Source organism: Nocardiopsis endophytica (assembly GCF_027706725.1).
Classification (GTDB): Bacteria; Actinomycetota; Actinomycetes; order Streptosporangiales; family Streptosporangiaceae; genus Nocardiopsis_A; species Nocardiopsis_A endophytica.
Genome location: NZ_JAQFWQ010000163.1, coordinates 1 through 13,032 on the forward strand (window position 1 = coordinate 1; position 13,032 = coordinate 13,032).

Annotated in this window: 7 protein-coding genes; 4 read left to right on the forward strand and 3 right to left on the reverse strand. The window is 71.4% G+C overall.

The genetic code is table 11. The annotated features are described in order from the left end of the window. Positions 1-94: 94 nt before the first annotated feature. The 3 genes from O4J56_RS30615 to O4J56_RS30625 form a co-directional block, all read right to left on the reverse strand. Positions 95-823, reverse strand: a complete 729-nt coding sequence (locus O4J56_RS30615; RefSeq protein WP_270690622.1) for a response regulator — start codon at positions 821-823, stop codon at positions 95-97. Between the two features lie 203 nt (positions 824-1,026). Next, a complete protein-coding gene (locus tag O4J56_RS30620; RefSeq protein ID WP_270690624.1) occupies positions 1,027-4,053 on the reverse strand; it encodes a helix-turn-helix transcriptional regulator in 3,027 nt (1,008 codons plus the stop codon). Between the two features lie 147 nt (positions 4,054-4,200). Then, complete coding sequence (locus O4J56_RS30625) at positions 4,201-4,368, reverse strand: hypothetical protein (protein WP_270690625.1); 168 nt, start codon at positions 4,366-4,368, stop codon at positions 4,201-4,203. A 354-nt stretch (positions 4,369-4,722) separates the two neighbouring features. On the opposite strand from O4J56_RS30625, the gene O4J56_RS30630 reads away from it, so the two are divergent. From O4J56_RS30630 to O4J56_RS30645, 4 genes are all read left to right on the forward strand, one after another. Next, positions 4,723-8,013 (forward strand): tetratricopeptide repeat protein, encoded by a 3,291-nt coding sequence (locus tag O4J56_RS30630; protein ID WP_270690626.1) that lies wholly within the window; start codon positions 4,723-4,725, stop codon positions 8,011-8,013. 293 nt (positions 8,014-8,306) lie between these two features. After that, on the forward strand, positions 8,307-10,634 hold the full coding sequence (locus tag O4J56_RS30635) for a tetratricopeptide repeat protein (RefSeq protein WP_270690628.1): 2,328 nt from the start codon (positions 8,307-8,309) through the stop codon (positions 10,632-10,634). Positions 10,635-10,882: 248 nt separating this feature from the next. Further along, positions 10,883-11,725, forward strand: coding sequence for a 3-methyl-2-oxobutanoate hydroxymethyltransferase (gene panB / locus O4J56_RS30640; RefSeq protein ID WP_270690629.1), 843 nt, complete (start codon positions 10,883-10,885; stop codon positions 11,723-11,725). Positions 11,726-11,895: 170 nt separating this feature from the next. Continuing rightward, positions 11,896-12,933 (forward strand): LLM class F420-dependent oxidoreductase, encoded by a 1,038-nt coding sequence (locus O4J56_RS30645; protein WP_270690630.1) that lies wholly within the window; start codon positions 11,896-11,898, stop codon positions 12,931-12,933. The last annotated feature ends 99 nt before the right edge of the window (positions 12,934-13,032 follow it).

Below are 13,032 nucleotides of genomic sequence, written 5' to 3' on the forward strand. Positions count from 1 at the left end.
CGGGGAAGCCGGGCTTATCGTGTCCGGTTTAACCCCGAGTTCCCCGAGATCAACGGCACAGGGGCGCCGCGGAACCCCGCGGCGCCCGGCCGGGTCAGTCGATTTCGAGCACCTTCTCCCGGACCGCGTACACCGCGGCCTCGGTCCGCGAATGCAACTGGAGTTTCTCCAGGATGTTGCGGATGTGGTTCTTGACGGTGTTCTCGGAGATGAACAGCGCGTCGGCGATCTCCTTGTTGTTGAAGCACCGGGCCACCAGGCGCAGCACCTCGGTCTCGCGGCCGGTGAGCCGGGGCGCGGCGCGGCGCCGCTCGGCCCCGTCGCGCTTGGCCAGGGTGGTGAACTCGCCGATGAGCTTGGTGGCCATGGAGGCGTTGATGAACGACTGGCCGTCGGAGATGGAGCGGACCGCGTCGGGCAGCTCGTCGACGCTGATCTCCTTGAGCAGGTAGCCGTCGGCGCCCGCCTTGAGCGCCTCGAAGAGGTCGTCCTCCTCGTCGCTCATGGTGAGCATGGTGATCTTGGCGTGGGGGGCGTGGGCGCGGATTCCGGAGCAGGCGTCGATGCCGCCTCCGCCGGGCATCCACACGTCCATCAGGACCACGTCCGGGGCCAGGCGCGCGACCTGGCGGACGGCCTCCTCGCCGCTGCCGCACTCGCCGACGACGTCGATGTCGGGCTCCTCCTCCAGGACCGACACCAGTCCGCGGCGGAAGAAGGCGTGGTCGTCGACGAGCAGGACGCGGATCGGGCGCGCGGGGGGCGCGGGTGGGACCGCCTCGACGGTCCGTGCCGCACCCGGGGACGGGGGGTGCCCACTCACAACGGAATTCCTTCCTTGCGCGAGATGGCCGCGGTAGTGGAATGCGATTCGGGAGGCCGCTGCTGCGAACAGTTTATGCCAGAAGGACCCTCTCCCGTACAGTGCGAATGCCCCGGGGATCGCCCGGAGCGGCCCGGCACGCCGAGGTCGCGGCCGGTGGCCCCCTACCTTACGCCGCTATATGGGGCATTTTCCGAGGTCGCTCAGACGAGTCCGGAATCGATCGCTTTGCGGGCGGCCGCATTCCGATTCGCGACGCCGAGCTTGCCGAGCACGTTGGAAACGTGGACGCTCACCGTTTTCGCCGATATGACCAGATCGTCGGCGATCTCCCGGTTGGTCCGACCTTGGGCGACCTGGACCAGTACCTCGCGCTCACGCGGGGTGAGCGCGGGAAGGGCGGCACCGGGGGTATCCGCGGGCTCGTGACCGGCCCGGCCCCCGGGCGTGTCGTCGCCCCGGGCGGGTGCGGGATGCGCCGGTCCGGGCGCGGGCGGGGCGATGCCGTGGGCCTCCATCACCCGTAGGGCGCGCTGGAGGTACAGGCCCGCTCCGCACTCCATCGCCAGGGCGTGCAGCTCGTGCAGGTGCGCGACGGCCCGCTCGCGCTCACCGAGGGCGAGGGCGCACTCGGCCCGGCCGAGGAGTGACTGGAGGAGGAAGCCCCGCAGGCCGCGGCTCCGCATCTCCCGCTCATGCCAGGCCCAGTGCTCGTCGGCGGCCCGCGGGTCCTCGTCCATCGCCAGATAGGCCCGGACCGCGCGGGCGTCCACCTTGACGATGAACGGGCGCGCGTCCTCCTCCGGCAGGTCCTCGGCCTTCCGCCCGATCCGCCGCTTGAGCGCGTCGACCGCGGCCGTGCGCCCGGGGTCCCCGGCGGCGCCGTGCGCGAAGTCGCGGACCAGCTCGGCGGCGGTGGCGAGCGCCATCCCGATCCACACTCCCCCGGCCCAGGGGCGGTCCTCCTCCAGGCTCCTCATGAGGGCATCGAGCGTGTCGAGGCCTTCGTCGATCCTCCCTTGGGCCTGATGGAGCCACGCCCTCGGGGCGAGGTTGCCGAGCGTCTCGACCCGTGCCGAGCTCTCCGGCGGCATCAGCGTCTCGGCGGCGTCCACCGCCTCGGCCACTTCCGCCGTAGCGCCCTGCATCCGGTGAACCTCCGCCAGCAGCCGGTGACGCCGCCCCTGACTGCGGGGGTTGGGGTCGGGGCGGAGCGAGCGCAGCAGGTCCACAGCCCGGGCGAGCTCCCCCTTGCCATGGAGGTGATGGGCGATCCCGATGGCGAACGCCCCGCCCTGGGTGCGCGACAGCCCCAGTTCGGCCAGACGCTCCTCGGCGGCGCGATTGGTGTCCATCGCCTCCTCGGGACGCCCCGCATGGTCGTAGGTGGCCGCCAGGTTGTTCCGGCCGCGCAGCTCGACCGAGAGGGCCCCGGCCTCGCGCGCCAGTCGGATCCCCTCCGAGATGGCGGCGACGGACGCGTCGGTGTCGGGGGTGTGCGAGAGCAGGCTGCCCAGCGTGATCAGGGCGTCGGCCTCGCTGCGGACGTCGCCCGCCTTCCGGGCGCGTTCCAGTGCGCTCTGGGCCGCACGCCCGGCCTCGTCGTCATGCCCGCGCACGAGCAGGGTGTTCGCCAGGCCCGCCGTCACCCGCGCGCGCAGGGGATGCCCCTCCGGCAGGCGAAGGAGCGCTTCGCCGTAGTCCTCCAACGCTCCGTCCTGGGACATCTCCTTGCGGGCATCGCCGCGCGCCTGCAGCAGGCGCCCCATGGCCACGGCCTCCTCCTCGGGAACGACCCGCGCCGAGCGCACCTCGCACATGCCGCTGTCCAGCCAGTGGGAGTAGGCCTTGAGCCCCTCACCCGCGTACTCGGCCGCCCGGCGCGGCGACCCGTTGTCGAGCGTGGCCTGGGAGAGCACGTACAGCAGCTCGGTACGCGGGCGGCCGATGCGCTCCTCCGCGCCGGGGACCTGCTCCCACAGCTCCAGCACGCGCTCCAGCAGGGACACCCGCTCGGGCAGGGCCGCACCGCGGTGGGCGGCCCCGGCGGCCCGCCACGCGCCCTCCAGGGCCCGGGGCAGGTCGTGGGCGGCGTAGGCGTGGTGGGCGAGCAGCATGGCGGCCCGGTCGGACTCCAGGCCCTCCACACCGGCCTCCAGGGCGTCGGCGTAGCGCCGGTGCAGGCGGGTGCGCTCGGCGGGCAGCAGGTCCTCGTGGACGGCCTCGGACAGCAGCGCGTGCCGGAAGGCGTAGGCGTCGCCGCGCGGGACCAGGGCGTTGGCGTCGACGGCGGCGCGCACGGCCGCCGCGAAGGCGTCCGGGCCGATCCCGCTGACGGCCTCCAGCAGGGCGTGGTGCACCCGCTCCCCGGCGGCGGAGGCGGCCTGGACCACGCCTACGGCGGTGGCGTCCAGTGTGCGCAGGGCACCCAGCAGCAACTCCCGGGGGCCGTCGGGGACGGGCGCCGTGGCGGCGTCGGGGTGGTCGAGGAAGGACTCGACGAACAGCGGGTTGCCGCCGCTGCGCTCGAAGAGCCGGTCGGCCTGGCGGCCGGGCAGGGCCCGACCGCCCAGCCCTTCGGCGAGCTCGGCCACCTCGTCCCGGGACAGCGGCGGGACCTCGGTGCGCACGACGCCGGGCAGGCGCTCCAGTTCGGGCAGCAGGCGCCGCAGCGGGTGGCCGCGGTGCAGGTCGTCGGTTCGGTAGGTGGCGATCACCTGCACCGGCGCGGAGTCCAGGTTGCCCAGCAGGAAGACGAGCAGGTCCCGGGTGGAGGCGTCGGACCAGTGCATGTCCTCCAGTACGAGGGTGAGGCCGCCGGGCGCGGCGGCCTCCTCCAGCAGGACCAGGACCTCCTCGAACAGGCGGGCGCGCCCCTCCTCGGGGCCCGACGGAGCGGGGCCCAGCTCGGGGAGCAGCCGCGCCAGCTCCCGGGGACCGCCCCGGCCGCCGGAGGCCGGGGCCGCCCCGTCCCGCACGAGCCGGCGCAGGGCGGCGGTGAACGGGGCGTAGGGCAGGCCTTCGACGCCCAGCTCCGGGCAGCCCCCGGCGACGGCACGGCGCATGGGGCGGACGCGGGCGTACTCGCGGAGCAGCCGCGACTTGCCCACACCGGCCTCGCCGCCGACCAGCACCGCCCCCGCACCGTCCTTGAGCGTGCGGCGGGCATGGGCGGCGAGGTCGCGCAGGTGGTCCCGGCGCCCGACGAAAACCGATCTCCGTGTGTCCACGGCGCCCAGTATGTCGGGGATTCCGCCTCCCGCACGGCCGCGCTCGGGCGTTGTGGACAACGGTTCACTCCCCCGGTCCGGGCCGCCCGGCCGGGGCACGCCGCCGGGTCCGGTCACGATGCCGACCCGCTCATGCCGCCGGGCCACTCATGCCGCCGAGCCAAAGTGCCGCCGCATGCGACTGCGCCGCTCGCGGCGCTCGTCCTCCGCCCGCTGCCGCCGGGCGGCCCGCGCGGCGCGCTCGGCCTCCGCGTCGCGGAGCAGCCTCTCCCGGTGCTGCCGGGCCAGCTCGTCCAAGTGCTCGGGGTGGTGCACGGGTGTCCTCCCTTTCGGTGGCTCACCTCCACACTCCCGCTGGAACCCCCTCCCCCGGTATCGGAAAGTCGCCGTATCTTCCCTGGTGAGTGGGGCCTTAGAGGTCCCTTAGAGGGCCTTAGGCGACGCGGTGGACGAGGCAGCCCCTAAGCGGGAGTGCCCCCACCACGGGTGGCACGAAACGGCCATGGACCGCCGGGGAACCGGTTTCCCGGCGGTGCCGTCCGATGGTGCAGGAAACCTGAACTTGGAGGCGGATTGTCCCCCCGGATGCCTTCTGAGGCCGGTTCCCCGGCCCCCTCATCCCCCCGCCCTCGACTCCACCCATCGCTCCCCGCAGGGACCCCACGGACCTTGTCCGAGGTATCGCTCGCCGACCTGGGCGTGCACCCGTGCAAACTGGGCCCCGAGGACGCGAACCCCTACATCGCGCGAAGCGTGGACGAGGAACTCCTCGCCGCCCTCCGCGACCCCGGGCACAAGGTCGTGGAGGTGGTCGCCCACCGCTTGGCGGGAGCCACACGCACCTTGGCGCACAACGCCCGCGGCCCCCTGGGCGATCACACCGTCGTGGCGTTCGTCGACGATCCGCGCGTGCCCCTGGAGGCCATGGTGGCCGCAGCCGGGCGGTATGCCCCCGGCTCCCCGGGCACGGTGCTCTGGTTGGAGCGCTTGGACACCGGACGGCTCATCGAACTGGCCGCCCTCGACCTGAATTCCCTACCGGACGGACTGCGCATTCTCGCGACCTCCGACCTGGACGCCTACGGTCCGCTGAAACAGCCGGAGCGGGACCGGCTCATACAGCGGAACACACAGGTCTTCCTCGCCGGACTGGGGAGGGACGAGTCCCCGGAGCGCCCGTCCTACTCCGCCGTCAGGAAGCGGATGGTGATCAGCGTCGTCGAGGTCTACGCCGGCCGGGAGCTGGTGGACTGGGACGGCATCCGAACGGCCCTCGACCCCCATGATGCCGACCCCGATCTCCTCGCAGTCGTCAGAGCGGTGACCGACTGGCAGCGGATCGGGCGGCCGGGTCCTCTCACCCGCGACCGCCTCTTCGAGCTTTACCGGCGCTACCGGGAGACGCTGCGCCGAAAGAAGTCCGACACCGAGGAGGGCACGCCCGGCGAGGAGGACTTCCAACGGGCGCTCGACCACGCACGGGCCCCGGCACAGGACCACCCCGCCCTCGTCACTACGGAAGGCGCCGCGAGCGACGAGCACTTCGTACCACACCCGCTCCTGACCGCCATCGCCGACGAGACCCAGTGGCACCTCTCGTTCGTGGACCCCTCGGTCGCCTCCCGCATCGGCGTGCTCACCGGCAAGCCGCTCAGCGAGGGCGCCAGCATCCAGGACATCGTGGACCCGGACATCCGGGGCTGGCCGATCCCGGCGCCGATGTGGGAGTACGTCGACGAGGCGTTCACCGGGCCGCTCCGATACGAGATCGCCAACAGGGCGATGAACGCCTTGGAGGCTCCGGCGGCGCACCGCCTCATCACCGGATCCGGAGTCGAACCCGACTCCGAGGACCGGCTCTCACTCGGCATGGGCCTCATGCTCACGAAGGACTTCGACACGGCGCGCACGCACCTGACGCGGGCCATGGAGGCGGATGACCCGGAGACCGCAGCGGAAGCCCGACTGCAGCTGGACAACTTGGAACGGCTCGAAGGAGACGCCGTCCCCTTCAGCGCGCGTCCCGCCACCGGCAAGAAGGATCCACTGAGCAGCGGCCGCGACGCCGCCCGCCGGATCGGCGGACTCGACCACATCGTGGCCGAAGCCCGTGGCGTCGAGAACGCGCTCACCGCGCTCGCGGACATCGCGCGCAATGGTGAACGCCACGCGGCGGCGAACGCGATGATCCGGGCCGGGGAGCTCGAATACGCCCGGGGAAAGGTCGACGCCGCGCGTGAGCGGTACCTGTCGGCCGTCCGCACCAGGATCGACGTCCTCGCCCCCACGGCCGCCCTGAAACTCGGCGACCTCGAACGGCGCCACGGAGAGGCCCGCGACGCGGAGATCTGGTTCTATCGGGCAATGGACTGCGGGCACCCGGCGGTGGTCCCTCTCGCGCGCTTGGGGATCGGTCGGGTCCAGCTCGCAGCCGCAAAGCACGAACACGCCTTCAGGGAACTCCTCTTGGCAACGGCGAGTCGCCACCCCGTGGCCATGCCATGGGCATTGGTGGAATCGGCCGATGCCGCTTACGAGCTCGGCGAGCATGGAACAGCTCGGACGTGCTACCAGATGGCCGCCGATACGGGTCACACCGAGTGCGCGGCGCGCGGCCTGTACGGTCTCGGCGTCATGGCCATGGACGAGAGGGACGTCGCGGTTGCGCGCGATTGGCTGATCCGCTGTGTCGAGGCCGGACACAGGGCCACCATGGCCCGCGCGCTGGTACGGCTCGGACGCCTGGAACGGACACGTGGCGACGTCGAAGCCGCCCGGAAGTGGCTGACCCAGGCCGCAGGGACGGGCATCGCCGAGGCCGCCGCCGAGGCCATGTTCCTCCTCGGCAGCCTTGAACACGGCGAGGGGCGCCTCGACGAGGCTCTGCAGTGGAGTGAACGCGCCGCGGAATCGGGGGTCGAGCCGTTCTCCTCCAAGGCGGTGCCCCTGGTCGCGCAGGGACTGAAACAACGCGGAGACATCGAGAGAGCCCTGCCCTGGTATGAGCGTGTGATCAAGGTCGGGAACGCCGGCCAGCAGGCCGTCGCCCGGCACTTCCTAGCGCTGATCGCTCGCGAGAAGGGCGACCACGAAAAAGCACGCGATGGATGGACACACCTGGTCGAGGAAGGACCGGAGAGCCACCGAGGCAAGGCCATGCTCCATCTCGGACAGCTCGCTGAGGACTCCGACGACCTGCAGGGTGCCCATGAGTGGTACAGCCGTGCCGTTGAAGAGGGCGATTCCGGGAGCAGAGGGTTCGGACTGCTGAATCTCGGCTTCTTGGCACAGAAGCGTGGCGACTTTGAACAGGCTTTGGAGCACTACGAGCGAGCCGCCCGCATAGGACACAGCGCGGTCTCCCCAGAGGCGATGTATCGATCAGCCTGTGCCTATAGAGACTGGAAGGGCGACCGTGCGTCAGCCGAGTCCTGGTTCAAGCTGTGCCTGAGAGCCAAGGGCTCGGAGTGGGCAGCGTGGTCGATGGGCCAGCTCGGCCTATCCGCAGAGGAAGACGGGGACACCGAACGAGCACGGCAGTGGTACGAGCTCATCCTGGAGTCCGGGCACGACTCCGTGGTTGTGGCCGCATTGCTCCACCTAGCGATCCTCGACCAGGAGGACGGTGACCTCGATCGGGCTCGCGAGAGATTTCTGCTGACCTTGGAGCACGACGACCCCCATCGGTCACCGTTGGCCTTGTACCGACTCGGTGAGCTCGAAGAGGAGCAGGAGGACACCGCCAAGGCGCGCGACTGGTATTCCAGGGCTGGAGAGAGCGGGCACAAGGAGGCCGCCCCGGCCGCCATGTACCGGCTCGGGCTCCTGGAGAAGTCCGAGGGCGACACCGACGCCGCGCGCACCTGGTGGCGACGCCTTCTGGAATTCGAGGGGGCAGAGGACACCGAGCTGTACACGAAGGCCAGGGCGGAACTGGCCGACATGGACCCGGACTCCTAGACCCCTGCAGCCGTCGGGGCGGAGGGGACCACGTCACGCAGGTGCGGCACCGCCGGGGAACCGGTTTCCCGGCGGTGCCCGTCCGATGGGCAGGATCCCCGATAACGGAGGTGGACTGCCCCCGGATGCCTTTTGAATCCGATCCCCCGACATCTTCTTCCCCCCGCCCACGCTTCTTCCTGCCGGCCCCCTCCGGAACCCCTCAGACCTTGTCCGAAGTGTCGCTCGGCGACCTGGGTGTGCACCCGTGCAGGCTCGGGCCCGAGGACGCGAATCCTTACATCGCCCGGAGTGTGGACGACGAGCTTGTCGCCGCTCTCCGCGACCCCGATCGCAAAGTCGTGGAGGTGGTGGCCCACCGCTTGGCGGGTGGCACACGCACCCTCGCCCACAACGCCCGCAGCGCGCTGGACGATCACACGGTCGTGGCGTTCGTCGACGATCCCCGCGTGTCCCTGGAAAGCATGGTGGCCGCCGCCGGGCAGCACTTCTCAGGCGCACCGGGCACCGTGCTCTGGCTGGAACGCCTGGGCGGCGAGCGGCTCACCGAACTCGCCTCCCTCGACTTGAACGCCCTTCCGGACGGACTGCGCATCCTCGCCACCTCCGACCTGGACGCCTACGGCTGGCTGCGGAGGTCGGAGCGGGACCGGCTCATGCAGCGGAACGCACAAGTCTTCCTCGGCGGACTGGAGCAGACCGAGTCACCCGAGCACGCGCCCTACTCCGCCGTCAGGAAGCGAGCGGAGTTCAGTGTCGTCGAGGTGTACGCCGGCCGGGAGCTGGTGGACTGGGACGGCATCCGAACGGCCCTCGATCCCCACGGCGCGGACCCCGGCTTCCTCGCACTCGTCCGGGCGGTGACCGACTGGCAGCGGGTCGGCAGGCCGGTCCCTCTCACCCGGGACCGCCTCTTCGGGCTGTACCGGCGCTACCGGGAGGCGCTGCGTCCGCACGGCTCCGATGGGGACGAAAGTGTGCCCGAGGTGGAGGACTTCCAGCGGGCGCTCGACCGGGCACGGACTCCGGCACAGGACCACCCGGCGCTGATCACCCCGGACGACGACGCGCGAGAGGAGCACTTCGCCCCGCACCCGCTCCTGACCGCCATCGCCGATGAGACGCGGTGGCGCCTATCGTTCCTGGGCTCGTCGGTCACTTCCCGCATCGCCCTGCTCACCAACAGCCCGATGCGGTTCGACGATGCCCGGGAGATCACCGATCCCGTCGTCCGGGGCTGGCCGGTCCCGGCGCCGATGTGGGAGTACGTCGACGAGGCGTTCACCGGAAGGCCCAGATACGGGATCGCCCTGAAGGCGATCGCGGCCCTGGAGTTTCCGGCGGCGCACCGCCTCATCGCCGGGTCCGGTGTCGAACCGGACGCCGGGGAACGGCTCGTCCTCGGCATCGGCCTCACGTACGCGGGGGACTTCGACACGGCGCGCATGCATCTGGCGCGAGCCATGGAGGCAGAGGACGACGACACCATTGCGGAGGCCGACCTCCACCTGAAGTACCTGAAGCGGATCAAGGGGGGCGTCATCCCCATGGACGAGCCCCCGGAGGATCCGATGCGCAGCGGCCGCGAGGCCGCCCGCCGGATCGGCGGACTCTCCGTGGTGATGTCCGAGTCCTACGGCTACCTGAACGTGCTCGCCGTACTCGAGGACATCGCGCGCAGTGGTGACCGCCACGAGGCGGGGAACGCGATGATCAGGGCCGGGGAGTTCTGGGAGGTCTACGAGGAGAGTGTCGGGCATGCGCGTGAGTGGTACCTGGCGGCCGTTCGCACCAGGCTCGACTTCATCGCGCCCATGGCCGCCCTGAAACTCGGCGACCTCGAACGGCGCCGTGGAGAGGCCCACGAGGCGGAGGTCTGGTACCGGCGGGCGCTGGACTGCGGGCACCCCGTGGTGGTCGCTCCCGCGCGCTTGGGAATCGGCGGCGCTCGGATCTCCACCGGACAGCACGAACACGCCTTCGAGCAGCTCCGCATTGCAGCGGCGAGCAATCATCCCACAGCCGCGCCAGCAGCACTATTGAAGATGGCCGAGTCCGCACACGGCATCGGCCGGCGCTCCATGGCGCGGGACTACTACGAAAAGGCGGCCGCTTCGGGCCACACCGAGTTCGCGGCGCGCGCCATGTACGGTCGAGCGGTCCTGGCCATGGACGAAGAGGACGATGAAGCCGCGCGCAATTGGCTGGTTCGCTGCGTCGAGAGCGGACGCAGGCTCCATACGGCCCGAGCGCTGGTACGGCTCGGGCGCCTGGACCGGAAACGCGGCGACGCCGAGGCCTCCCGGAATTGGCTGACCCGGGCCGCGGATACAGGCGTGGCCGAAGTGGCCGCCTTGGCCGCGTTCCTCCTCGGTGACCTCGAAGAGGAACAGGAGGACACTGAGAAGGCGCGCTATTGGTTTTCCAAGGCCGCGAAGAGCGGGGACACGGCGGACGCCCCGGCCGCCATGTACCGGCTCGGGCTCCTGGAGAAGTCCCAGGGCGACCTCGACTCCGCGCGTGCCTGGTGGCGACGACTCCTGGAATTCGAAGGCGCGGAGGACACCGAGCTGTACACGAAGGCCAGGGCGGAACTGGCCGACATGGACCCGGACTCCTAGCCTCCTGCGCCTGCCGTCAGGGAGAGGGAGGTCGGCCCCGCTCCGACCTCGGTCGGAGCGGGGGCTCTGCCGTGCGCCCCGTGGAGTGGCGCGCATCCCCCTGGCGAAGGGATGAACCCGGCCCCCTCCTGCGTTGGCCCCGACAGAGGTTCCGCCTCCCCGCGCGTGCGAGGATGGCCGCGCCCGTTTTTACCGACACCGTCCGGAGACGCCCTCGGCGCTTCGAGACACCGGAGGGAAAACACGTCATGTCCACATCCACGTCCGCTCCCGCCCTGTACGGGGGCTCCTCCACGCGCCGGGTCACCGTGCGCGACATCGCCGCCGCCAAGGAGCGCGGCGAGCGCTGGCCCATGCTGACCGCCTACGACGCCCTCACCGCGCGGGTCTTCGACGAGGCCGGGATCCCCGTCCTCCTCGTCGGCGACTCGGCGGCCATGGTCGTCTACGGCTACGACTCCACGCTGCCCGTCACCGTCGACGACCTGCTCCCGCTCACCGCGGCGGTGGCCCGCTCCACCACCCGCGCCATGGTCGTCGCCGACCTGCCCTTCGGCGCCTACCAGGCCTCGCCCGAGCAGGCGCTGGAGGCGGCCGCGCGCTTCATGAAGGACGGCCACGCCAACGCCGTCAAGCTGGAGGGCGGCCGCCGCATGGCCCCCCAGGTCGAGGCCCTGGTCTCGGCCGGGATCCCGGTCATGGGGCACATCGGGCTGACCCCGCAGTCGGTCAACACCCTGGGCGGCTACCGGGTCCAGGGCCGCGGCGACCAGGGCGCCGAGGCGCTGCTGGCCGACGCCAAGGAGCTGGAGCACGCGGGCGCCTTCTCGGTCGTCCTGGAGTGCGTCCCGGCCGACCTGGCGGCCCGGATCACCGCCGAGCTGAGCATCCCGACGGTGGGCATCGGGGCCGGCCCCGACACCGACGCCCAGGTGCTGGTCTGGCAGGACATGGCGGGCCTGAGCCCGCGCGTGGCCAAGTTCGTCAAGGCCTACGCCGACCTCAACTCCACTCTGGCGGGCGCCGCCAAGAGCTTCGCCGAGGAGGTCGTCGGCGGGTCCTTCCCGGACGCCGAGCACTCCTACTCCTGAGGCGCGACGGGGGCGCCCCTGCGGGGGCGCCCCCGCATGAGCGCCCCCGGACGCGGGAGCGCATCGGGGCCGGTGGGCGGCGCGCCGCCGACCGGCCCCGGTCGCCGGAGGCAAACCTACTCAGGGGTAGAGTGTCGCCCCGATCACGGGCGACCACCTACGGAGGCAGCATGCGCATCTCCATGCCCCTGCAATACGCCGGCGACCCCAAGGAGTCCGTCGGCCAGATCGCCGAGCTGGAGAAGGCCGGCCTGGACACCGTGTGGGTGGCCGAGGCCTACGGGTACGACAGCCCCACCCTCATGGGCTACATCGCCGCCCGCACCGAGCGCGTGCGCATCGGCGCCGCCATCCTGCCCGTCTACACCCGCACCCCCACCCTGATCGCGCAGACCGCCGCCGGCCTGGACTACCTGTCCGACGGCCGCGCCGTGCTGGGGCTGGGCGCGAGCGGCCCGCAGGTGATCGAGGGCTGGCACGGCGTCCCCTACGACCGCCCGCTGGCCCGCACCCGCGAGGTGGTCGAGATCAGCCGCAAGGTGTGGGCGCGCGAGGAGCGCCTCTCCCACGACGGCAAGGTCTTCACGCTGCCGCTGCCGCCCGAGCAGGGCACCGGGCTGGGCAAGCCGCTCAAGATCATCAACCACCCGGTGCGCAGCGCGGTCCCCGTCTACATCGCCTCGCTCGGCGAGAAGAACGTCAAGATGACCGCCGAGATCGCCGACGGCTGGCTGCCGATCTTCTTCATCCCGGAGAAGGCGGACTCGGTCTGGGCCGAGTCGCTGCGCGCGGGCAGGGCCGACCGCGACCCGTCCCTGGGCGAGCTGGAGATCTCCGCCGGGGGCATGCTCGCGATCGGCGAGGGCGAGGAGACCAAGAAGCTCCTCGACTTCGTCCGCCCGATGATCGCCCTGTACGTCGGCGGCATGGGCGCCAAGGGCAAGAACTTCTACAACACCCTCGCGCGGCGCTACGGCTATGAGGACGCGGCCGACAAGATCCAGGAGCTGTACCTGGCTGGGCGCAAGGACGAGGCCGCCGCGGCCGTCCCCCAGGAGATGCTGGAGCTGACCAACCTGGTGGGCCCCGAGTCCTACGTGCGCGAGCGCATCGAGGCCTTCCGCGCCGCGGGCGTGACCGAGCTGAACGTGACCCCGGTGGGCGACGACCCGGTCCGCCTGGTGGAGAAGGTCAAGGGCTGGCTCTGAGCCCCTCCCTCTCGTTGATCTCGGGGAACCCGTTCTTAAGGTGTCGGTGGTTTCTAGTGTTCAGTGCAACTTGTGTAGATGCGCTGGACGCTAGGAGTA